This is a genomic window from Stenotrophomonas sp. CASM101, assembly GCF_049384845.1.
GTDB classification, from domain to species: Bacteria; Pseudomonadota; Gammaproteobacteria; order Xanthomonadales; family Xanthomonadaceae; genus Stenotrophomonas; species Stenotrophomonas hibiscicola.
In genome coordinates this window covers 31,085-52,974 of the sequence record NZ_JBMRFR010000018.1, presented here as the reverse complement: position 1 = coordinate 52,974, position 21,890 = coordinate 31,085, and the positions used below count along the sequence as shown (strand labels likewise).

Here is a 21,890-nt window from a genome sequence, read left to right as displayed (position 1 = left end):
CTATCAAGGCGCGATCAGTTCGACGGAGGCGTGCGCTTGGCGGCCTCTTCGTCTTCTTCATCGGCCCTGGCTTCTGCAGCCTGCGCTGCGGCGCCGGCATGGCCATCGGCGACCGGATCGATCGACGGCGTCACCACGGCTTCGGCGACCGGGGCAGCGGCCTCGATCGGCGCGGCTTCCACCGCCACCGGCGCGACCGGCTGTTCCACGATCGGCGCAGTCTCGACGACCGGCGTGGCTTCAACGGCCGGGGCGGCCTCCACCACCGGGCCACTCTCACTGGCCACCGGCTTGGTTTCAACCACCGGGGTTGCTTCAACCACCTGCGGCTTCGATTCCACGACCGGCGCGGCCTCGACCGCGACCGGCTTCGTTTCGATCACCGGAGCGGCTTCAGCCACTGCGGTCGTTTCAGCCACAACCGGCTTTGCTTCGATCACCGGCGCGGCAGCGTCCACCACCGGAGTGGCGTCGGCGACCGGCTGAACCGGGGTCGCAGCGTCGATGGCATCGAGCATGCTGGTCTGCACCGGCGAGGACACCGTTTCAGTTTTCGCAGCAGCCTCGGCCGGCGCCTGCGCTTCAGCCGCGACGGGGGCGGCGACTTCGACCACGGCGCTGCTCACCACCGCAACCGGTGCGGAAACCGCAGCGGCGGCAGCGCGGGCCGGCTTCCCGGCTTCGATGGCGATCGGCTCGACTTCGTCATCGAAGTCGAACTCCGGCTGCGAACGGACCGGCTGCACCGCAGCAACCGGAGCGGTTCCGGCGGTGTTGTTGACGCTCGGCTCGGCGCCGTCGGTGTCTTCACCGTCATCACCATCGTCCTGGTCATCGCCCAGGGCGTCGCTGCCGACGGCATTCTCGGTGCCACCGCGACGACGGCGACGGCCACCACGACGGCCACGACGACGGCGGGTTGCGCCTTCGCCTGCCTGCTCGCCATTGGTGTCGGTTGCAGCCTCCTCGCCGGCAACCGCAGTCACCTCGGCCGCGCTGCCAGCGTTGGCAGCGGTGTCGGCCGACGCAGCGGCTTCCACCGGAGCGGCGGGTGCCGGAGCAACCGGCGTCACCGGCGCGGTGGCTTCCAGCGCGTTCACCCCGTTGGCGGCGACGGCCGTAGCGGCTACGGCTGCCGCTGCGGTCACGGCTTCGGCAGCTGCTTCGGCGGCATTGCGCTGCGGCTTCTCGGCCGGCTTGTCACCGTCCTGCTGCTGCGGGCGCGGCTGCTTGGGCTGCTTCAGCTTCGGCTGCTGGTTCTGGTTCTGGCCCTGCTGCTCGTTGCGCGGCTTGTTCTGCTGCTGCGGCTGCTGCTGGCCATCCTTGTGCTGCGGCTCCTTCTGCTTGCCCTGCTGCGGCTGCTGCTGCGCATTGCCGTTGTTGCCGTTGCGGCCGTCCTTGCGCTGCTCGCCGCGGTCCTTGCGGTTGCCGCCATCCTTCTGCTGCTGCGCGTTGCCATTGCCACGACTGTCGTCGCGACGGTCCTTGCGGTCCTTGTTGCGATCCTTGTTGCGGTCCTTGCGGCCACCGTCCTGCGACTGACGCGCCGCCGGAGCGGCCGGCGCCGGCGCCGGGGCCGGCTCGCCACCGAACACGCGCTTGAGCCAGCCGATCACGCCGCCGCTGGGGGCCGGGGCCGTCGGTGCGACCGCGACCGGGGCCGGGGCTGCCTTGGCCGGCTCAACTTCCTCGCGAACCGGGGCGGGCGAGGTGTGCTTGACCTGGGTCACCGCCGGCGGCGGGATGTTCAGCTGGCCCTTGGTCAGCGCGTGCACCGGCAGCTTGCGCGGGGTGCCCCGCTGGTAGCTGGGCTTGCTGCTTTCTTCACCCAACTCGTTCTCGCGCAGGCGGGTGACGGTGTAGTGCGGGGTATGCAGCTGCTCGTCGGCCACGATCACGATCGGCGCCTCGTGGCGCTGCTCGATCTCGCGCAGGGCGCTGCGCTTCTCGTTCAGCAGGTAATTGGCGATCTCCACGGGGGCCTGCACCAGCACCTGCCCGGTGTTCTCCTTCATCGCATGCTCTTCGGCGACGCGGATGATCGACAGCGACAGCGACTCGACGCTGCGCATGCGGCCGTGGCCGTCACAGCGCGGGCAGACGATCTGGCTGGACTCGCCCAGGCTCGGGCGCAGGCGCTGGCGGCTCATTTCCAGCAGGCCGAAGCGCGAGATGCGGCCGACCTGGACGCGGGCCCGGTCGTACTTCAGCGCGTTGGCCAAGCGGTTCTCGACCTCGCGCTGGTGCTTGTTGGAGGCCATGTCGATGAAATCGATGACCACCAGGCCACCCAGGTCGCGCAGGCGCAGCTGGCGGGCCACTTCCTCGGCCGCTTCCAGGTTGGTCTGGAACGCGGTGTCCTCGATGTCGCTGCCCTTGGTGGCGCGCGAGGAGTTCACGTCGACTGCGGTCAGTGCTTCGGTCTGGTCGACCACGATCGAGCCGCCCGACGGCAGGCGCACGTTGCGCTCGTATGCACCTTCGATCTGCGACTCGATCTGGAAGCGGTTGAACAGCGGGATGTCGTCCTTGTAGTGCTTGAGCTTGCGCAGGGTCTGCGGCATCACCTGCTGCATGAACTCGCGGGCGTGCTCGTACATCTCCTCGGTGTCCACCAGGATCTCGCCGATGTCGGCGCGCAGGTAGTCACGCAGGGCGCGCACGATCAGGCGCGACTCCTGGTAGATCAGGAACGGAGCGGGCTTGCTCAGCGCGGCTTCGGCAATGGCGCGCCAGACGTTGAGCAGGTAGTCCAGGTCCCACTGCAGTTCTTCCGCATCGCGGCCGACGCCGGCGGTACGGATGATCACGCCCATGTCGTCGGGAATGTTCAGCTTGTCCAGCGCGTCCTTCAGCGCGGCCCGGTCTTCGCCCTCGATGCGGCGGGACACACCACCGGCGCTGGGCGAGTTCGGCATCAGCACCATGTAGCGGCCGGCCAGCGAGATGAACGTGGTCAGGGCGGCGCCCTTGTTGCCACGCTCTTCCTTGTCGACCTGGACGACGATCTCCTGGCCTTCCTTCAGCAGTTCGCGGATGCCGGCCTTGTTGTGGTCGACGCCGGCCTGGAAGTAGTCGCGGGAGATTTCCTTCAACGGCAGGAAGCCATGGCGGCCACCGCCGTATTCGACGAAGGCCGCTTCCAGCGAGGGCTCGATGCGGAAGATCCGGCCCTTGTAGATGTTGGACTTCTTCTGTTCCTTCGACGGCTGCTCGATGTCGATGTCATACAACGACTGGCCATCCACGATGGCAACACGCAGCTCTTCAGCCTGCGTTGCGTTGATCAGCATTCGCTTCATTGTTGCGTTCCTCGCAAGCGGCTACCGCGCGGAACGCCATGGGGTTTCGCCTCTGGACACGGCTCGCCGCCCATTCGCGCAAGCGCGGGGAGGGCGGCTTGGGTTTCCAGCGCTACGACACCACGGCAGGCCGCGGGAGCGCTTCACTCTTATGGGTTTTGGGTGTTGCAGGGCCGCAGGCAGCTGTCAGCCAGGCTGGAGCGCCACGCGGGACATGTTCAGCACGGTTGCGTGTCAGGCATCCGGCGATGGCCGGGAAGGCCGGTGAGCCGCTAACATGGCCGCCCCGCGGGCGGTGGTCGCGCACTGTGCCGGATTCGTCGGAAGCTGGGCTTCTGGCCCTGAGTAACTTCCAACGAAATCAATCCCTTATCTCGCCCCCCGAGTGTAACAGAATAAACAGCCTGATGACCGCCCAAGACCCCACCAAGCCCGCAGGCGACAAGCCTTCCGTGCGCATGATCACCGTTCCCGCCGACCGCGCCGGCCAGCGCCTGGACAACTTCCTGCTCGGCCAGCTGAAGGGGGCCCCGCGCAGCCTGGTCTACAAGCTGGTGCGCAGTGGCCAGGTGCGGGTCAACGGCGGTCGCGCCAAGGCCGAGCGCAAGCTGGAGGCGGGCGATGAGGTGCGTGTACCACCCGTGCGTCTCAGCGAGGAGGGAGACAAGTCTGGTCCACCTGAGGCGTTCATGCGCCGCCTGGAGCAGGCCATCGTGTTCGAGGATGCCCGCCTGCTGGCCCTGAACAAGCCCTCTGGCGTGGCCAGTCATGGCGGCAGCGGCATCAGCTTCGGGGCGATCGAGACCCTGCGTGCGCTGCGCCCGGGGCAGACCTTGGAGCTGGTCCATCGGCTGGATCGCGACACCTCCGGCCTGCTGATCGTGGCCAAGAAGCGCTCGGCGCTGAGTGAACTGCAGGCCCTGCTGCGTGAAGACCATGGCGCCGGCATCCGCAAGCGCTACCTGACCCTGCTGGCCGGGCGCATGCCCGATGGCGTGATGACTGTGGACGCGCCGCTGCACGTGGGCCTGCGCCAGGGCGGCGAGCGCCATGTGCAGGTCAACGCGATCGGCAAGGAATCGATCAGCCACTTCCGGGTGCTGGAGCGCCGCGGCGGCCATTCGTACTGCGAGGTGCGCATCGAGACTGGCCGCACCCATCAGATCCGCGTGCACGCCCAGCATCTGGGCCACCCGGTGGCCGGTGACGACAAGTACGGCGATCCGGCGGTGAACAAGCGGCTTCGTGAGCAGATCGGGCTGAAGCGCCTGTTTCTGCACGCGGCTTCGCTGGAGTTCGCGCTGGATGACGGCAAGAGCCCATACGTGCTGAACGCGCCGCTGGCCGATGAGCTGGTTGAGGCGCTGGACCACCTGCGCTGACGGCGGTTCGGCGGCGCCGGGTGCTTGGTCGGCGCCGTCGCTTCCCTGCGATGAGTGGGCTCGTCACTTTCTTTGCTCGTGCAAAGAAAGTAACCAAAGAAACACGCCGCCATCCGCGAGCCGGCGCTGCGCGCCGGTACCCTGCGCTCCTCGGTCCGCCGAGGGGCGGCGCGGAACTCGCTGCGCTCAGACACCCGCGCCTCTTCGCCCTCGCCGGACCTGCGGTGCTCGGCTCGCTACAAGGCGGACCTGACAGCCGCAGCGTAGACCCATACCCGCACGCAGCCCTTGTAGAGTCGAGCCACGCTCGACTCACGCGCGCAGCGCGGGCTTCGCTTTTTCATTCTTTCATCGCGCGGCTGGCACGCCTATAGCCTGTCAGAGGCCGGGCGAGGTGGGTTTGCGGGAGTGTAAGCGCCATGGATGGCGCGCCCAAGCCCCCAAGGTGAAGTGACCCCCGCAAACCCACCTCGGCCGGCCCAACCCGGAATGTCGCTCCGCCAGCCGCGAGGGGGCTCAGCCCGTTGGCCGGGAACCCCTCACCACTTGAACAACACCAGGCTGATCGCCAGGGTGCCCATGCCGGCCACCAGGCCATACACGGTTTCGTGGCCCTTGGCATAACGCTTGGCCGCCGGCAGCAGCTCATCCAGCGCAAGGAACACCATCACGCCGGCGATCAGTCCGAACACCCAGCCAAACGTGGCGTGCGACAGCGATCCTGACAGCAGCCAGTAGCCCAGCGCCGCGCCCACCGGCTCGGCCAGGCCGGACAGCAGGCTGGCACTGAATGCATAGGCCTTGTTCTGGGTGGCGAAGTACACAGGCACCGCGATCGCGATGCCCTCGGGGATGTTGTGGATGGCAATGGCAAAGGCCAGCGGCATGCCCACCGACGGGCTTTCCAGCGTGGCGAAGAAGGTCGCCAGCCCTTCCGGGAAATTGTGCGCTGTGATCGCGACCGAGGTCAGCAGCGCGACCCGCTTCAGGTACTCGCGGCTGTTTTCGCGGAACGCGGGGTCCTGCTTATCCAGGCTGTCATGCGGATTCGGAATGAAGTGATCGATCAGCACGATGACGATCACGCCCAGCAGGAACGCCAGGGTGCCGTAGGTGAAGCCGCTGCGCTCGCCATAGGCCAGGGCGAACGATGCGATGGACTTGTTGAGGATTTCCGATAGCGACACGTAGACCATCGCGCCGCCGGCGAAGGCCAGGCCAAAGGCCAGCAGGCGCGGGTTGGGGCGGCGCGAGAACAGCACCAGCAGGCTGCCGATGGCGGTGGCCAGGCCGGCCGCGAGGGTGACCGCCAGTGCGATCCAGACATTTTCGGGGGGAATCTGCAGCATGTACCGACGCGGTCCTGGTCAACAGACAGCCGCCCCGGATGAGCCCGGGGCGGGGAGGGCGAGGCGGGCGTCGGCTGGCCTCGTCGGGGCGCGCGCGATCAGCCGCCGCGGCGCAAGCGTTCTTCGATCGCGAAGCACTGATCGGGCTTCGGCTGCGGCGGGTTGAAGCTGACCGGCACCTGGATGGTGGCCGGCACGGCAGCGCCGTTACGGGTGGCAGCCTTGAACTGCCAGCCCTGAACGGCCGTTTTGGCCAGTTCGTCCAGCTGCGGGTTGCCGGCGCCGGTGAGCAGGGCGACCTCGCTCGGCTTGCCGTCGGTGCCGATGGTCACCTTGAACGTGCTGGTGCCACCCACGCCCATGCAGGCCAGTTCAAGCGGGTACTGCGGCGGCGGCGTCTTCACCGCGGCCACCTCGGTCGGCGCGGTCGCTGGCGGCGCCGGCGGCTCGGAGGCACCACAGCCGGCCAGGCCGGTCGCAGCGATCAGGGACAGGCTCAGCAAACGAATGTTCATGGCAGTTGCTCCGTCAGGGCCGAAGTCTTTGCCGCGCAGATGAAGTCGTTCTCGCTCAGGCCGCCCACATCGTGGGTGGAGAAGCGCACCACAGCGCGGTCGTAGTGCACGCCCAGGTCCGGATGGTGGTCCTCGCGGTGAGCAATCCAGGCCAGCGCGTTCACGAAGGCCATGGTGGCGTAGTAATCCTTGAAGCGGAAGGTGCGTGTCAGGGCCTGGCTGCCCTCGCTCAGCTCCCAGCCGGGAACCTGCGGCAGCAGTTCGGCCAGGCGGGCCTCGCCGAGCTTGTGGTCACTGCCTTTGCGTGGCACGCAACGGGCCTGGGCCAGTGGAATCAGGTCGGCCATGGGAATCTCCACCTCGTGTTGACTGAACAATGCGCCGGACGGTGTATAAACCGAATGAGCGGCTGACGCGTACTTGGCTAGAATAGCCTGATGATCCAGATCTCCGACACTGCCCAGACCCACTTCCGCAAGCTGATCGAACGCGAGGGCGTGCCCGGCATGGGCGTGCGCCTGAGCGCGGTCGACCCCGGCACCCCGCGCGCCGACGCCCGGCTGGAGTTCGCCGAACCGACCGACCTGCTCGGCGATGAGTGGGCGGTGGACTGCGAAGGATTCACCCTGTACGTCGATGCCGGCAGCGTCGGCTGGCTGGACGGGGCCGAGATCGACATCGTCGCCGGCAGTGCCGGTACCCAGCAGCTGACCATCAAGGCGCCGCGCATCAAGGGTGAAGCGCCCGGTGATGCGGCCTCGCTGGTCGAGCGCGTGCACTGGGTGGTGGAGAACGAAGTCAATCCGCAGCTGGCCTCGCATGGCGGCAAGGTGGCCGTGCAGGAAGTCTCGGCCGACGGCGTGGTACTGCTGCGCTTCGGCGGTGGCTGCCAGGGCTGTGGCATGGCCGACGTGACACTGAAGCAGGGCATCGAAAAGACCCTGATGGGCCGCGTGCCGGGCGTGACCGCCGTGCGCGACGCGACCGACCACGACAGCGGCCACGCGCCGTACATCCCGCGCGACAACGTCGCCTGATCGCTGACGCGTGCCTCTGACCCGGGCCGAGCAACTCATCGATCTACTGCTGGCGCGCCAGCAGCCCCGCGCCGTCCTCGAGAAGACCACGCGCCTGCCTTATGGCTGGGCGCTGTGGCTGCGCTCGCTGGGGCCGCTGCCGCGACCGTACCACGCGCGCGACGTGATCGCGGTATTGCTGCCCCGACCGTTGCCGGGGCCACCCGGTCAATCGCCGCAGCTGTCGCCGTGGCAGGCGCTGCGCCGCTTGTTCTGGCAGGACTGGGATGCTGCGCCGCGCGACCAGCGCTGGATGCGTTGGGTCTCGGCCTTGGCCAGCGCGCTGCTGCATCTGCTGTTCTTCATGCTGCTGCTATGGGTGGCAGTGATCCGCACCTCGGCACCGGAAGAACAAGGCGCCGAGGGCGAGCGCGTGCAGGTGGAGTTCGTCGGTCGCGCTACCCAGGAAGGCGGCGGCGATCAGCCAGGTGCGGAAGCGGCGGCCGCTGCACCGCCGGGCCAGGTTGCAGCTGGCCAGAACGCAGGGGCCGCAACGGCGCCTGAGCCGCGTCCGGCGTCCGCGTCGGCAGCTGCGTCCGCACCCGCTCCGGCTGCAGTGGCCAGCGTGCCGCCGCCGCCCGCCGAATCCGAGCCGGCGCCGGTCGCGGCACCGCCGCCGTCTCCGGTGCAGGCCACCGAAGTAGCCGAGGCCAGTACGGATTTCGTGGTGCCACCTGTCAGCGTGCCGCGCACGGAGATCAGCATCGTGCCGCGCGACACGGTACCGACGGTGCGCGAGCGCAGTGTGCAGCCGGTGCAGGTGCCGCCGGCCCCGGCCGCACTGCGTGCGCCGGAGATCGCGGTGCGGACGCCGCAGCTGCGTGACATCCCGGTGCAGGAGCGTGAAATCAGTACGGTCGATGCACCGGCGATATCGCAGCCGCTGCGCACGGCCGATGTACAGGTCCGTGTGCCGCAGCGCGATGTGCAGGTGCGCGAGCGCGAAGTGCAGGCCGTGGTCGATCCGCAGGTACGGATGGCTGCTGTGGCCGGGCGCGAGCCGACCGTGCGAGCGCCGGCAGGCCGTGACCTGCAGGTGCGCGAGCGCGAAGTCGCGTCGGCACCCGCGGCGGCGCCTTCAACGTCCAGCGGCAGCGCGCCAGCGACAACGGCCGCGCCTGCGGCCAGTGGCAGTGCGCGCCAGGCCGAAAGCAGCACGCCACGGCCGTCCGCCTCCAGCACGGCACCGGCCCAGGCTGGAGCGCGCCCGGCCCCCGATCCGGGCAACTGGGCCACGCCCGCCAAGGGCGATGACTGGGGGGCGTCGAGCCGCAAACAGGACGGCGCCGACAAGGGCGCCCGCCAGGCCAGCGCCACCGGCAAGGGCAGTGGCCTGTTCAACGCCGATGGCAGCGTCCGCGTGCCGGGCCAGGAAGGCGATGGACGTGCCGAGCGCGGTGCGCCCGGTGGTGCCAACGATGGCTGGAGCAAGGAACGCATCGCGCAATCGGGCACCTGGTTGAAGCGACCGCCTTACGACTACACGCCCACGTCATTCGACAAATACTGGGTCCCGCAGGAATCGCTGCTGGCCGAGTGGGTGCGCAAGGGAATAAAGGCAATGGAGATTCCGTTGCCGGGTACCAATACGAAGATTTCCTGCGTGATCTCGATCCTGCAGGCCGGTGGTGGCTGTGGCCTTACCAATCCGAACATGCAGGACCAGCCGGCCGTGGCGCGGCCACCGCCGGACATTCCGTTCAAGAAAGAACTGCAGGAAGATAACGGGAGCCGGTAGGCTAGGGAGCGCGCCACGCCCTGGCAGGCTCGCTTGGGTAGGTGTCAATCTTGGTTGGCGCAGAAGCGCCGACCAAGGTCGGCGTCCACCACGGCAGTGACCTTACGCGCTCTGCGACAGGAACACCCAGAACGGGACGTCGCGGCCAAGCCAGTCGCGGCTGGTCTCGTCCATCACGTCCAGCAGGGTGTCGAAGTCTTTCTGCGCGGTGGCGCGCAGCGCGTCCACGTCGCACAGGAACAGTGCATAGCCGTTGGCTGGCAGCCATTGCAGGTCGCGTAGATTGTCCGACAGCGCATCCCAGTTGCCGCCGAAACCGGCCGGAAAATCCAGCTGCGCGGCCAGCCGTGCGAGCAGGGTGCGCTTGTCGGCCACCCCTTCCAGATCGATGCGGATCACCTTCAGCCCGGCATCGCGCATTGCGGCGGCCAGGGCGCCGATGTCGTCGCTGTCGATGGCGTAGACACCGGCATTGTTGATGTCGTGCAGGCCGAGGCCGAAATCGTCATGGCTCATCACTGCGCTCCCTGGGCCGGTACCGTGAAGCTGCGGAATGATTCGTAGTGGTCGTCGGTGTAGTACCACGCCTCCGGCGGATCGCCGCCGGTGACGATGCGGCGCGTGCCACGGGTGCGCGCGCCGGGGGTGTCCACGGTGTATTCGCGGTAGTAGCCGCGCGGACGCTGCGGCAACTGCTGTTCGCGGTTGCCGAACGTGCTGCCATCCTGGCGGTGCGGGAACGGCCCGCCGCGCTGGATCAGCGCGATCGTCTGCAGGGCTTCGGCGGGCAGGAACGCGGGGAGGCCGTTGTCCCGTCCGGGCGTGGCCGTGGCAGGCGCCCGTGCGGTCGGTGTTCCCTGCAGGTCCGGTGCGAACTGTGGCGCCGGCGGCCGCTGCAGGAAATGGTTGGCGACCAGGCCGAGCAGCAGCAGGGCGATGGCGGTGATCAGCAGCCGGGGGTTGCGCATGGGCAGGGGCGGGCGAGGGTGGTGCACGCACTGTAGCGCCTGCGCGCTGCATGGCGCATGAGGAGAGTGCCGCGTCACTGCTGCGTAACAATTGCCGTCGTGCTCACTGGCAGGACGCAATTTCCTTTACATCCCCCTTGGTAATCTGCGGGTCTGTCCCCATCATTCACGGCGCACCGCCCGACATCGTCGGGTGCCCTCGCAATCAGGAGATGCATCATGGCCTACACCCTGCCCAAGCTGTCCTACGCCTACGACGCGCTGGAGCCGCATATCGATGCGGCGACGATGGAAATCCATCACACCAAGCATCACCAGACCTACATCAACAACGTCAACGCGGCGCTGGAAGGCACCGAATACGCTGACCTGCCGGTCGAAGAACTGGTGAAGAAGCTCAAGTCGCTGCCGGAGAACCTGCAGGGTCCGGTGCGCAACAACGGTGGTGGCCATGCCAACCACTCGCTGTTCTGGACCGTGATGGCTCCCAATGCTGGCGGCAACCCGGTGGGCGACGTGGCCAAGGCCATCGACAAGGACCTGGGCGGCTTCGACAAGTTCAAGGACGCCTTCACCAAGGCGGCGCTGACCCGTTTCGGCAGCGGCTGGGCGTGGCTGAGCGTGACCCCGGACAAGAAGGTGGTGGTCGAAAGCACCGGCAACCAGGACAGCCCGCTGATGGAAGGCAACACCCCCATCCTCGGCCTGGACGTGTGGGAGCACGCGTACTACCTGAAGTACCAGAACCGTCGCCCGGAATACATCGGCGCGTTCTTCAACGTCATCGACTGGAACGAAGTCGAGCGCCGTTACCAGGAAGCGATCGCCTGATCGCGGTGATGGGATGAACGGAGAAGGCCGGGGAAAACCCGGCCTTTTCTGTTGCAGCAATCATTCGGTAGTGCCGGCCGCTGGCCGGCAATCGTGAGATCCCCGGGGAGCCGGCCAGCGGCCGGTACTCCCTATTCGGCGGTGGCCGTATTGCCTTGCAGGCGCAACGTGGCCATCACGCCCAGGCGCAGGCCGGGCAGGTCGCCGTCGGCCGGCAGCAGGATCGGCTGCTGGCGGATGCCGTCGAAATGCTTGACCTGGAAGAGCACATCCAGACCATGGCCAGTGCTGCCCCCGCCACTGGCCGCAGGCGCCTCGGCTCGGCCGCCGGGATTGCGCCGCGCCGGCTGGAAGCCCGGCGTGCTGCGCACCAGTTCCATCGTGTTGGCCGAGAAGTCGCCGGCGATCAGGCTGGGCATGCCCTCGGCGGTGGCACCAATCCAGGTCATCAGGTCGCTGGTCTGGTGCTGGCGTGCGGCGGCCTCGTCCGGGTCGGGGCGGAGCCGTGCCACATAGATGTTGACCAGCGCCTCGCCCAGCTTCAGCCGCATCATGCCGGCCGCGCTGAAGGTGCCGGGAGGATGCAGCAGGGTCACGCCGTCCTCGCTGACCGGCAGCCGGGTCAGCATCGCGTTGCCATGCCGCAATGTCTGGCTGGGTGGATCGGCGGTGACGAAGTCGCAGCTGTAACGCAGCCGGCTGGCCAGCCAGCAGGCCGGGTTGCGGCCCTGCTGCTGCAGCACCTGCTGCACCGAGATCACGTCCGGCTGCAGGTCGGTCAGCAACTGCGCGACCTGCTCGCGGCGCAACTTCCATTGCGCATCATCGTGGCTGGGCAGCTCCAGCGCGGCCACCGTCAGCTGGCGGGAGCCGCTTTCGCTGGCCGCCGTGGCCGGTGCCTGCGGCCGCGCCTGTGCCTGCAACGCCATCAGCAGCATCAGGCAACTGAGCAGGAGACGGGCGGGGGGGAGGGGGCGCATAACGATAAGTTTACGCTTTTGTCGTGCAGGTGCCGTGACTTCCGGCACGGAGCGCGGTTGCCTGCCATGGATGGGCACCGTTGTCATGCAGCCCTGCAGCGTGCTTCGCAAGGCCCGGTTCCGGTAACCTTGCGCCTTTCGCTTTGCAGGAATGCCTTACAGGATGAGCCACGACGCAGTTGCCCCCATCGCCGGCCAGGGAAAGATGCCGCGCCAGATCCCGTACATCATCGGCAATGAGGCCTGCGAGCGGTTCAGTTTCTACGGGATGCGCAACATCCTGGTGCAGTTCCTGATCACCTCGCTGCTGTTGCAGGAAATCACAGCCGAAGGCCGTGCCGGTGAAGCCAAGGACATCATGCACAGCTTCATGATCGGCGTGTATTTCTTCCCGCTGCTCGGAGGTTGGCTGGCCGACAGGTTCTTCGGCAAGTACCACACCATCCTCTGGTTCAGCCTGGTCTACTGCGCCGGCCATCTGTGCCTTGCCCTGTTCGAGAACAGCCGCGAGGGCTTCTTCCTCGGCCTGGGCCTGATCGCCCTGGGTGCCGGTGGCATCAAGCCGCTGGTGGCCTCCTTCATGGGCGACCAGTTCGACCAGAGCAACAAGCACCTGGCCAAGATCGTCTTCGACGCCTTCTACTGGATCATCAACTTCGGCTCGCTGTTCGCCTCGCTGCTGATCCCGCTGGCGCTGAAGAACTGGGGCCCGCAGTGGGCGTTCGGCATCCCGGGCATCCTGATGTTCATCGCCACCTTCGTGTTCTGGCTGGGCCGCAAGCGCTACGTGCTGGTGCCGCTGCCACCGAAGGACCCGCACTCGTTCGCCAACGTGGTGCGCACTGCGCTGACCGCACGCGTGGCCGGCCAGGGCCGCCCGGGCCTGGTGATCGCCGTGCTCGGCCTGGTGCTGGCAGCGGCGTCGTTCGGCCTGGTCGGTTCGCTCGGCATCGTGATCTGCCTGTGCCTGGCGCTGGTGGCCATTCTCGCCGGCATCGGTGGCGGCACCTGGTGGCAGCTGGACCGGGCCCGTGGCCAGCATCCAGCCGAAGCCGTGGAAGGCGTGCGCTCGGTGCTGCGCGTGCTGGTGATCTTCGCGCTGACCACGCCGTTCTTCTCGCTGTTCGACCAGAAGGCCTCGACCTGGGTCCTGCAGGGCCAGCAGATGCAGATGCCGAGCTGGTTCAGCGCCTCGCAGATGCAGGCGCTGAACCCGCTGCTGGTGATGATCCTGATTCCGTTCAACAACCTGGTGCTGTACCCGGCCCTGCGCCGCTTCGGCTTGGAGCCGACCGCGCTGCGCCGCATGACCGCCGGCATCGCCTTCAGTGGCCTGGCCTGGATCGTGGTCGGCGGCATCCAGGTGGTGATGGACGGCGGCAACGCTTTGTCGATCTTCTGGCAGATCCTGCCGTATGCATTGCTGACCTTCGGTGAGGTGCTGGTCTCGGCCACCGGCCTGGAGTTCGCCTACAGCCAGGCGCCGCAGGCGATGAAGGGCGTGGTGATGAGCTTCTGGAACCTGACCACCACCATCGGCAACCTGTGGGTGCTGCTGTCCAACGCTGCCGTGCGCAACGATGCGGTGACCCACAAGATCGCCAGTACGGGCCTGAGCGAGGCGGCATTCCTGATGTTCTTCTTCGCCGGTTTCGCCTTCGTCGCGGCGTTGGCCTTCGGTTGGTACGCGAAACGCTATCGTATGGTCGACAACTACCGTAGCGCCTGAGCCTGACATGACCCCCGTCAATCTGCTGTTGATCGCCATCACCGCCCTCCTGTCGTGGATGGCGTTCAACAACCGCAAGCTGGCCGACCGCCTGATCCTCTGGCCGCCGGCCGTCGACCGCCATCGCCAGTACGACCGGCTGGTGACCTATGGCTTCATCCACGCCGACTGGTCGCACCTGATCTTCAACATGATCACCCTGTTCTTCTTCGGGGGATTCATCGAGAGCGTGATGGTGCAGCTGACCGGCAGCTACCTGACCTACCCGGCGTTCTACATCGGTGCGCTGCTGGTCTCGATCCTGCCCAGCTACCTGAAGAACCAGAAGAACCCGAACTACCTCAGCCTCGGGGCATCCGGGGCGGTGTCGGCGGTGCTGTTCGCCTTCATCCTGATCAAGCCGTGGTCGATCATCCTGGTGTTCTTCATCCCGGCACCGGCCATTGTCTATGCCGCGTTCTACGTGGGCTACAGCATCTGGATGGACAAGCGCGGTGGTGATCGCATCAACCACAGCGCCCACCTGGCGGGCGCGGCGTTCGGTGTGATTTTCATGCTGGCCATGCAGCCGAGCATCTTCACCCACTTCCTGCGCGAGCTTTCCAACCCGACCTTCCGCCTCGGCGGCGGTTGAAGCGGGTAGCGGGGCGAATCGGTGACGATTCGCCCCGTTTCAGAGCGTGTGCTGCTGGCCGTAGGTATCCAGCAGGCGGGCGAACACTTCCTCGCCGATGCGCTGGAAATCCTGGTCTTCGGTCTGCCCTTCCACCGCAAGTTGCAGCAGGCCCTCCAGCAGGGCGCGGTCAGTATCTGAATGGGAATCGCTGGGGTGCATCGGAGCCTCCGCGGGGGTGCGCATGGTCAACGGTCGCAAGGGGCGTGCCAAGCTGGCCGTACCCCTCCACAGGCGATAGCGGCCGTCAGCGCTCCAGCTTGAGGGTCGCAAACTGACGTGAATGGATCAGACTTGCCCCTGTTCAGGCTTCACGCGATCATGGCGCCCGGCTGCGCACCATCCACGCAGTCGCCGCAGGAGACAGTTCCATGGCTTCGGTCACGCCCCCCGGTCTGGCCTATGAGGTCGAACACGACCTGGCCAACCATCGCTTCACCGCCCGTGTGCGTGGACAGCTGGCGGTGCTGGACTACCAGATCAAGCGCAAGCGCATGGTCATCACCCACACCGAGGTGCCTGAGCCGATCGCCGGCCGTGGGATCGCCGGTGAGCTGACCCGCGTGGCACTGCGTTTCGCCCGCGAGCAGAAGTACAAGGTGGTGCCGGCCTGTTCCTACGCCGAGGCTTTCCTGCAGCGGCACGAGGAGTACCACGACCTGCTCGTTGGCTGAGTGCCAGCGGGCCACGCTTCAGCCATGGCAGGCGATGATGTACAAACATGAACAGGGGATCCCGATGAAGATTGGAAACAACCGGCCACTGCGCGGCAGCGCGTTGGCCGGCGTGGTGGGCGTGCTGTTGCTGGCCGGTTGCCAGCGTGAAAGCGAGCCGGCACCGGCGGCTGAGGCGGCTCCCGCCGTCGAGGCCACCGCCGCAGCCGAAACGCCGGCCACGGAAGCGCCGCTGGACCTGCGCGACGTGATCGAGAACAACGAGCGCGAAGTGGTGGGCATCAGCTACCCGGCCGGCATCGACCGTTATCCGGGGTTGGCCCGTGCGCTGCAGAACTATGCGACGAGTGCGCGCAGTGACCTGCAACAGGCGTTGGACGGGCTCGGCAACGACAAGCCGACCATGCCCTACGAGCTGTCGCTGAGTTTCGAGAAACTGCTGGAAACCCCGCAGCTGGTGGTGGTCAGTGCTGATGGCAGCCGCTACACCGGTGGCGCCCACGGCGAACCGCTGGTGGCGCGCTTCGTATGGCTGCCGCAGCAGCAGCAGATGCTCAGTGCCGACAAGCTGGTGACCGATGCCAAGGGCTGGAAGGTGATCAGTGAGTTCGTCGCCGACCAGCTGCGCGAACGCGTGGCCACGCGGCTCAGCGGCGAGGACATGGACCCGGCCCAACTGCAGGAATCGCTGCGCAACGCATCGCGCATGATCGCCGACGGGACTGGCCCGCAGGCCGACAATTTCAGCCAATTCCAGCCACTGACCGACGACAAGGGGCAGATCACCGCGCTGCGCTTTGTTTTCCCGCCGTACCAGGTGGGTCCATACTCGGACGGCACCCAGACCGCCGATGTACCGGCGGCGGTGCTGTTGCCGCACGTGGCCAGGGACTACGTGGAGCTGTTCGCACGCGGTTGACCGCAGTGGAGGAGGTGGCGTGGATACAGGGTTGCAGGAGCGGGTCACCGGCCTGCTTCACGAAGCCGGGGTCCGCATCGGCGGTACCCAGCCGCAGGACATCCAGGTGCATGACCCGCGCTTTTTCGCGCGGGTCATGGCCCACGGCTCGCTCGGCCTGGGCGAGAGCTACATGGACGGCTGGTGGGATGCCAACGTCCTGGATGAATTCCTTGTCCATCTGATGCAGGCGCACCTGGATGAACGGGTGCACGGCTGGCGCGAAGTGGCCGATGCGCTGAAGGCGCGCCTGTTCAACCTGCAGGCCGGGCAGGGCAGCTACGAGGTCGGCCGCCGCCACTACGACCTCGGCAACGATCTCTACCAGGCCATGCTGGGCCAGCGTCTGGTCTACAGCTGCGGCTACTGGCGCAATGCCGATGATCTCGATGCCGCGCAGGAAGCCAAGCTGGACCTGGTCTGCCGCAAGCTGGGCCTGCGCCCGGGGCAGCGTGTGCTGGACATCGGCTGTGGTTGGGGCGAGGCACTGAAGTTTGCTGCCGAACGCTATGGCGTCAGTGGCGTGGGTGTGACCATTTCGCAGGAGCAGGCCGGGTTCGCGCGCGAACTGTGCGCCGGCCTTCCGATCGAGATCCGCCTGCAGGATTACCGGGAACTGGACGAACCGTTCGATGCGATCTTCTCGATCGGCATGTTCGAGCACGTCGGTGACAAGAACTACGCCAGCTTCTTCGAGGTGGCCAAACGCTGCCTGTCGCCGCGTGGCCTGCTGCTGTTGCACAGCATCGGCACCAACGTCTCCCGGCATCGCACCGACCCGTGGATCGCGCGCTACATCTTTCCCAACTCGATGCTGCCGTCGGCGGCGCAGATCACCCGGGCGTTCGAAGGCCGTTTCGTGCTGGAAGACTGGCACAACTTCGGCACCGACTACGACCTGACCCTGCAGGCATGGCGGCGCAACGTGGAAGCAGCGTGGCCACGGCTGGATGCGCGCTATGACGAGCATTTCCGCCGCATGTGGCGCTTCTACCTGGCCGGGTCGATGGCCACCTTCCGCTGCCGGCACGCGCAGCTGTGGCAGCTGGTGCTGTCGCCGGAAGGCGTGCCGGGCGGGTACGTGGCGCCACGGTAGTGTTGCGTCGGGAGAGAGGGATAGATCAGGCCTGATACGACACTCATTGACGTTGACTACGGGTATTGCACGGCCTGCTCTCCGCAAGGGTGCCGACGACGCTAAGCTGTCGGGTCGGCGGCATTACCGCATTCCTGAAGGCGTTGCAGCATGGGTTGGGACATCACCTACCATCCAGTCGCGGACTCGGAAATCCGTGGCCTCTATTTCCGTGCGCTGGAGGACGCGACGCTGGTTGAGCCGCTGCAGCAGCAATTCCGGATCGAGCCGTTCTACATGGAGCAGCTCCAGGAACGCATCGACGAGGCTCGCTCGATCAGCGCAGACGTGCCCTTCGAGAAGGGGCATGCTTTGTACCTGGCGATCGTGGCCGGTCACCTGCGCCGGTATCACTATCTTCGCGGGAGCGCCCTTTCGTTCTTCATCGACGATCCGGTGGTTGCCCGCTATTTCGCGGACTGGCGGCAACTGGTGCCGCCACAGTGGGCGGACGCCGCTGCAGGCAACCACCTGCGCGAAAACTACGGTGGTGGTGTGTTCATCACGCATGACCGGCTGAAGCAGATGCGCGCGGACTACGCCGGGGACAATGACCTGCGCGCGCGTCTGCACGAGCTGTTCTCCGATGGTCGACTGGCCGTGTTCTGGAGCGTTGTCGATGATGCCATCGGCAAGGGATGCGGATTGCTGGAAGCAAGCGAGGTGGTCGAGCCGAATCCGATGGACCTCAACGCATCGACCAGCATGAGCAATCTGCTCAACTGCGCCCCCGATGGCGCGTTGCTGTACGCAGAGGCCGTCGCGGCGCAGCTGGCGCAGTTCGTGCCGGAAACCCTGGATACGGATACGGCTCCGGCGGCAAACACGCAGAAACGATGGTGGGAACGATTGTTCCGGCGATGACCTCAACGAAAAAAACCGCCCGGTCTCCCGGGCGGTTTTCGTTTCACGCTAGCGCGCAGGCGATCAGTTGCCGGCGCCGGTCAGGCCACGCTTTTCCAGCAGCGGTTCGATCTGCGGCTCGTGGCCGGCGAAATCGCGGAACAGCTGCATCGCGTCGACGCTGCCACCCTTGGACAGCAGGGTGGCGCGGAAGTGGTCGCCGTTCTTGCGGCTCAGGCCACCGTTGTCCTTGAACCACTTCTGGGTGTTGGCGTCGAGCACTTCCGACCAGATGTAGGCGTAGTAGCCGGCCGAGTAGCCACCCATGATGTGGCTGAAGTACGGGGTCTTGTAGCGCGGCGGCACCGGCGCGTAGTAGATGCCGTCCTTCTCCAGCGCGGCGCGCTCGAAGGCCATCACGTCCTTGGCGGTCGGCACCTGGTCGGCACCGATCTGGTGCCAGCGCTGGTCCAGCATCGCTGCACCCAGGTACTCGGTGGTGGCGAAGCCCTGGTTGAACTTGGCCGCCGCCAGCACCTTGTCCAGCAGCGCCTGCGGCATCGCCGAACCGTTCTGGTAGTGCTTGGCGTAGTTCTTCAGGATGACCGGGTTGTCGGCCCACATCTCGTTCACCTGCGAGGGGAACTCGACGAAGTCACGCGGCACCGAGGTGCCCGAGAAGTACGGGTACTTCACATTGGAGAACATGCCGTGCAGGGCGTGGCCGAACTCGTGGAAGGTGGTGTTCACCTCGTCCCAGGTCAGCAGGGTCGGCTGGCCGGCCGGCGGCTTCGGGATGTTCAGGTGATTGGCGACCACCGGCTTGAAGCCGGTCAGCTTCGACTGCGAGACGTAGGAGTTCATCCACGCGCCGCCGCGCTTGGAGGCGCGTGCGTACGGGTCGAAGATGAAGATTGCCAGCTGGCTGCCGTCGGCGTCGAACACGTCGTAGACGGTCACGTCGTCGTGGTAGACCGGCAGGTCTGTGCGCTGCTTGAAGGTCAGGCCGAATTCCAGGTTGGCGGCATGGAACACGCCGTTCTCCAGCACGTTCTTCATTTCGAAGTACGGCTTCAGCTGCGACTCGTCGAAGTTGTACTTGGCCTGGCGCACCTTCTCGCTGTAGAAGGCCCAGTCCCACGGTTCCAGCTTGAAGGTCGGCTTGCCTGCGGCCTTCTGTTCCTGGTCGATCATCGCCTGCAGGTCGGCGGCTTCGCGCTTGGCGTTGGCCACCGCGGCCGGGGCCAGCTTGCCCAGCATCGCGTTGACCGCTTCCGGCGTCTTGGCGGTCTGGTTGGTCAGGTTGTAGGCGGCGAAGTTCGGGAAGCCCATCAGCTTGGCCTTGTCGGCACGCAGCTGCATGATGCGCGAAACCAGCGCGGTGTTGTCGAACTCACCGCCGCGGCTGCCGCGGCTGACCGACGCTTCGTAGATCTTCTGGCGCAGGGCGCGGTTGGCCAGGTTGGTCAGCGGCGGCTGGCCGGTGGTGTTGAGCAGGGTGATTACATACTTGCCTTCCAGGCCCCGGGCCTTGGCGGCTTCGGCGGCGGCGGCGATCTGCTCCTTGGACAGCCCGTCCAGTTCCTTGACGTCGTCGACGGTGATCGCCGAGGCGTTCACTTCCGACTGCACGTTCTGGCTGAACCTGGTGCCCAGGCTGGCCAGTTCGGCGTTCATCTCCTTCAGCTTGGCCTTGTCGGCCTCGGACAGCTTGGCGCCGGCGCGCACGTAGTTGTCGTAGTACTTCTCGACCAGACGCACGCCTTCGGCGTCCAGGCCCAGCTGGCTGCGGGTGTCATACAGCGCCTGGATGCGGGCGAACAGCTTGCCGTTCAGCGCGATCGCATCGCTGTGCGCGGCGAACTTCGCCGAGTAGTCGGCCTGCAGCTTCTTGCGGGTGTCATTGGTGTCGGCGCCGACCAGGCTGAAGAACACGGTGGTCGCACGGTCGAGGATGTCACCGCTCTTCTCCAGGGCGATGATGGTGTTGTCGAAGGTCGGCTTGGCCTTGTTGTTGGCGATCGCTTCCACTTCCTTCAGCTGCTGCGCCATGCCGGCGTCGAAGGCCGGGGCGAAGTCGCTGTCCTTGATCCTGTCGAACTGTGGGAAGTGCAGCGGCAACGGGCTTTCGGCGAAGAACGGATTGGCCTGCTGAGCGGTGCTGCTGGCGGCCGGGGCGGCGCCGGCCGAGAAGGCGGGCAGGGCAAGGCCGAGGGACATGGCCACGGCAAGGGCAAGGCGGGTGGTCAAGGCAGGAACTCCGGTAAGGCAAACAAGGGCCCGAGGGTAACCCGGCCGGCGGCGTCCGCACTTGTGTCAAAAGGCATGTTGCCGGGGCCGGGCGCGGGTACCATGCATTCACCGCCCACGGCCCGCCATCATGACCAGCGCCTACGATTTCAGTTTCCGTGACCTTGAAGGCCAGCCGCATGCGTTGGCCCGTTATCAGGGCCACCCGTTGCTGCTGGTGAACGTCGCCAGCCGCTGTGGCTTCACCCCGCAGTACAGGGGGCTGGAACAGCTCTGGCAGGACTATCGCGAGCGCGGCCTGGTGGTGATCGGCTTTCCCTGCAACCAGTTCGGTGCGCAGGAGCCTGGGGATGCGGCGCAGATCCGCCAGTTCTGTTCGCTGGACTATCCGGTCAGCTTTCCGCTGTCGGAGAAGATCGAGGTCAACGGCGAGGGGGCTGATCCGTTGTGGGCCTGGCTGTCACGCGAGAAGCGCGGCCTGCTTGGCAGTGCCCGTATCAAGTGGAATTTCAGCAAGTTCCTGGTCGATCGCCAGGGGCGGGTGGTGTCGCGGCATGCGCCCACCACCAGGCCGGAACAGCTGCGCGGCGCGCTTGAAGCGCTGCTGTAGAGCCGAGCCCACGCTCGGCTGCTTTTCCGGCTGACTCCGAGAGCGCGCGCCGCGCGCAAGCCGAGCGCGGGCTCGGCTCTACAGATACGATGGGTTATTTCTCGACGAACGCGCGCTCAAACACGTAGTGACCCGGCTGGCCGATGCGCGGCGAGACCTGGAAGCCGCGGGCGTCGAGCACGGTGCGCAGATCAGCCAGCATCTGCGGACTGCCGCAGATCATCGCACGGTCGTTTTCCGGGCTCAGTTCCGGCAGGCCGAGGGTGCGCTGCATCTGGCCGCTTTCCATCAGCGAGGTCAGGCGGCCCTGGTTGGCGAAGGGCTCGCGGGTGACAGCCGGGTAGTACAGCAGCTTGTCGCCGATCATGTCGCCGAGGAACTCGTGCTCACGCAGTTCCTTCTCGAAGTAATCGCGATAGGCCAGGTCCTTCTCGTAGCGCACGCCGTGGCACAGGATCACCTTCTCGAAGCGCTCGTAGGTTTCCGGGTCCTTGATCACTGACAGCCACGGCGCCAGGCCGGTGCCGGTGCCCAGCAGGTACAGGTTCCTGCCGGGGTGCAGGTCGCTGATCAGCAGGGTGCCGGTGGGCTTCTTGCCGACCAGCACCTTGTCGCCCGGCTTGATGTGCTGCAGGCGCGAGGTCAGCGGGCCGTCCTGCACCTTGATGCTGAAGAACTCCAGCTGCTCTTCCCAGTTGGCACTGGCGATGGAGTAGGCACGCAGCAACGGGCGCGCCTCGGTTTCCAGGCCGATCATCACGAACTGGCCGTTCTCGAAGCGGAAGCCGCTGTCGCGGGTGGTGGTGAAACTGAAGTAGGCGTCGGTCCAGTGGCGGACCTCAAGCACCGTTTCGGCGCCAAAAGCGGTGGACATGGG

The 21,890-nt window shown here is 66.6% G+C and carries 21 protein-coding genes; 11 read left to right on the top strand and 10 right to left on the bottom strand.

Going from position 1 to position 21,890, the window contains the following annotated elements; genetic code table 11:
• Nucleotides 1-14: 14 nt before the first annotated feature.
• A complete protein-coding gene (rne, locus tag VG543_RS18310) occupies nucleotides 15-3,302 on the bottom strand; it encodes a ribonuclease E (RefSeq protein ID WP_423178135.1) in 3,288 nt (1,095 codons plus the stop codon).
• Nucleotides 3,303-3,709: 407 nt separating this feature from the next.
• On the opposite strand from rne, the gene VG543_RS18305 reads away from it, so the two are divergent.
• Nucleotides 3,710-4,684 (top strand): RluA family pseudouridine synthase, encoded by a 975-nt coding sequence (locus tag VG543_RS18305; RefSeq protein ID WP_423178134.1) that lies wholly within the window; start codon nucleotides 3,710-3,712, stop codon nucleotides 4,682-4,684.
• A 539-nt stretch (nucleotides 4,685-5,223) separates the two neighbouring features.
• Here the strand turns inward: VG543_RS18305 and zupT are convergent.
• The 3 genes from zupT to VG543_RS18290 form a co-directional block, all read right to left on the bottom strand.
• On the bottom strand, nucleotides 5,224-6,033 hold the full coding sequence (gene zupT / locus VG543_RS18300) for a zinc transporter ZupT (protein ID WP_019660453.1): 810 nt from the start codon (nucleotides 6,031-6,033) through the stop codon (nucleotides 5,224-5,226).
• Nucleotides 6,034-6,131: 98 nt separating this feature from the next.
• Nucleotides 6,132-6,548, bottom strand: coding sequence for an energy transducer TonB (locus tag VG543_RS18295; protein WP_423178132.1), 417 nt, complete (start codon nucleotides 6,546-6,548; stop codon nucleotides 6,132-6,134).
• Nucleotides 6,545-6,895 (bottom strand): 4a-hydroxytetrahydrobiopterin dehydratase, encoded by a 351-nt coding sequence (locus VG543_RS18290; RefSeq protein WP_279937567.1) that lies wholly within the window; start codon nucleotides 6,893-6,895, stop codon nucleotides 6,545-6,547. Before VG543_RS18290 ends, VG543_RS18295 begins: the two co-directional genes overlap by 4 nt.
• A 90-nt stretch (nucleotides 6,896-6,985) precedes the next feature.
• On the opposite strand from VG543_RS18290, the gene VG543_RS18285 reads away from it, so the two are divergent.
• Nucleotides 6,986-7,585 carry an NfuA family Fe-S biogenesis protein gene (locus VG543_RS18285; RefSeq protein ID WP_233653948.1) on the top strand — a complete coding sequence of 200 codons (600 nt, stop codon included), beginning with the start codon at nucleotides 6,986-6,988 and terminating at the stop codon, nucleotides 7,583-7,585.
• Between the two features lie 10 nt (nucleotides 7,586-7,595).
• The gene (locus tag VG543_RS18280; protein ID WP_423178130.1) at nucleotides 7,596-9,362 is read left to right on the top strand and encodes a hypothetical protein; all 1,767 of its coding nucleotides are present in this window, start codon (nucleotides 7,596-7,598) and stop codon (nucleotides 9,360-9,362) included.
• Between the two features lie 102 nt (nucleotides 9,363-9,464).
• Here VG543_RS18280 and VG543_RS18275 read toward each other — a convergent pair whose 3' ends face one another.
• Together VG543_RS18275 and VG543_RS18270 are read right to left on the bottom strand one after the other, a co-directional pair.
• A complete protein-coding gene (locus VG543_RS18275) occupies nucleotides 9,465-9,878 on the bottom strand; it encodes a barstar family protein (protein ID WP_019660448.1) in 414 nt (137 codons plus the stop codon).
• Nucleotides 9,878-10,330 carry a ribonuclease domain-containing protein gene (locus VG543_RS18270; RefSeq protein WP_423178129.1) on the bottom strand — a complete coding sequence of 151 codons (453 nt, stop codon included), beginning with the start codon at nucleotides 10,328-10,330 and terminating at the stop codon, nucleotides 9,878-9,880. Before VG543_RS18270 ends, VG543_RS18275 begins: the two co-directional genes overlap by 1 nt.
• 219 nt (nucleotides 10,331-10,549) lie before the next feature.
• On the opposite strand from VG543_RS18270, the gene VG543_RS18265 reads away from it, so the two are divergent.
• A complete protein-coding gene (locus VG543_RS18265) occupies nucleotides 10,550-11,161 on the top strand; it encodes a superoxide dismutase (RefSeq protein ID WP_005410310.1) in 612 nt (203 codons plus the stop codon).
• A 131-nt stretch (nucleotides 11,162-11,292) separates the two neighbouring features.
• Here the strand turns inward: VG543_RS18265 and VG543_RS18260 are convergent, their stop codons facing one another.
• A complete protein-coding gene (locus tag VG543_RS18260; RefSeq protein ID WP_021203014.1) occupies nucleotides 11,293-12,141 on the bottom strand; it encodes an endonuclease/exonuclease/phosphatase family protein in 849 nt (282 codons plus the stop codon).
• A 163-nt stretch (nucleotides 12,142-12,304) separates the two neighbouring features.
• Between VG543_RS18260 and VG543_RS18255 the strand changes: the two genes are divergently transcribed.
• Nucleotides 12,305-13,870, top strand: a complete 1,566-nt coding sequence (locus VG543_RS18255) for an oligopeptide:H+ symporter (RefSeq protein WP_423178127.1) — start codon at nucleotides 12,305-12,307, stop codon at nucleotides 13,868-13,870.
• A 7-nt stretch (nucleotides 13,871-13,877) separates the two neighbouring features.
• Nucleotides 13,878-14,504: a rhomboid family intramembrane serine protease gene (locus tag VG543_RS18250; RefSeq protein WP_180846708.1), complete on the top strand. Its 627-nt coding sequence runs from the start codon at nucleotides 13,878-13,880 to the stop codon at nucleotides 14,502-14,504.
• A gap of 39 nt (nucleotides 14,505-14,543) precedes the next feature.
• On the opposite strand, the gene VG543_RS18245 is transcribed toward VG543_RS18250, so the two are convergent.
• Nucleotides 14,544-14,705: a hypothetical protein gene (locus VG543_RS18245; protein ID WP_167692790.1), complete on the bottom strand. Its 162-nt coding sequence runs from the start codon at nucleotides 14,703-14,705 to the stop codon at nucleotides 14,544-14,546.
• Nucleotides 14,706-14,914: 209 nt separating this feature from the next.
• Here VG543_RS18245 and VG543_RS18240 point away from each other — a divergent pair, with 209 nt between their 5' ends.
• The 4 genes from VG543_RS18240 to VG543_RS18225 all read left to right on the top strand — a co-directional run bounded on the left by VG543_RS18240 (nucleotide 14,915) and on the right by VG543_RS18225 (nucleotide 18,174).
• On the top strand, nucleotides 14,915-15,217 hold the full coding sequence (locus VG543_RS18240; protein WP_005417588.1) for a GNAT family N-acetyltransferase: 303 nt from the start codon (nucleotides 14,915-14,917) through the stop codon (nucleotides 15,215-15,217).
• Between the two features lie 37 nt (nucleotides 15,218-15,254).
• Nucleotides 15,255-16,136, top strand: a complete 882-nt coding sequence (locus VG543_RS18235; RefSeq protein ID WP_134732265.1) for a DUF3298 and DUF4163 domain-containing protein — start codon at nucleotides 15,255-15,257, stop codon at nucleotides 16,134-16,136.
• Nucleotides 16,137-16,155: 19 nt separating this feature from the next.
• On the top strand, nucleotides 16,156-17,271 hold the full coding sequence (cfa, locus tag VG543_RS18230) for a cyclopropane fatty acyl phospholipid synthase (RefSeq protein ID WP_329842219.1): 1,116 nt from the start codon (nucleotides 16,156-16,158) through the stop codon (nucleotides 17,269-17,271).
• A 150-nt stretch (nucleotides 17,272-17,421) separates the two neighbouring features.
• Nucleotides 17,422-18,174, top strand: coding sequence for a hypothetical protein (locus VG543_RS18225; protein WP_134732269.1), 753 nt, complete (start codon nucleotides 17,422-17,424; stop codon nucleotides 18,172-18,174).
• Nucleotides 18,175-18,237: 63 nt separating this feature from the next.
• On the opposite strand, the gene VG543_RS18220 is transcribed toward VG543_RS18225, so the two are convergent.
• Complete coding sequence (locus tag VG543_RS18220; protein WP_019660438.1) at nucleotides 18,238-20,403, bottom strand: M3 family metallopeptidase; 2,166 nt, start codon at nucleotides 20,401-20,403, stop codon at nucleotides 18,238-18,240.
• Nucleotides 20,404-20,533: 130 nt separating this feature from the next.
• Here VG543_RS18220 and VG543_RS18215 point away from each other — a divergent pair, with 130 nt between their 5' ends.
• Nucleotides 20,534-21,013 carry a glutathione peroxidase gene (locus VG543_RS18215; RefSeq protein WP_423178125.1) on the top strand — a complete coding sequence of 160 codons (480 nt, stop codon included), beginning with the start codon at nucleotides 20,534-20,536 and terminating at the stop codon, nucleotides 21,011-21,013.
• Between the two features lie 94 nt (nucleotides 21,014-21,107).
• Here VG543_RS18215 and VG543_RS18210 read toward each other — a convergent pair whose 3' ends face one another.
• The gene (locus tag VG543_RS18210; protein ID WP_019660436.1) at nucleotides 21,108-21,887 is read right to left on the bottom strand and encodes a ferredoxin--NADP reductase; all 780 of its coding nucleotides are present in this window, start codon (nucleotides 21,885-21,887) and stop codon (nucleotides 21,108-21,110) included.
• Nucleotides 21,888-21,890: the final 3 nt, after the last annotated feature.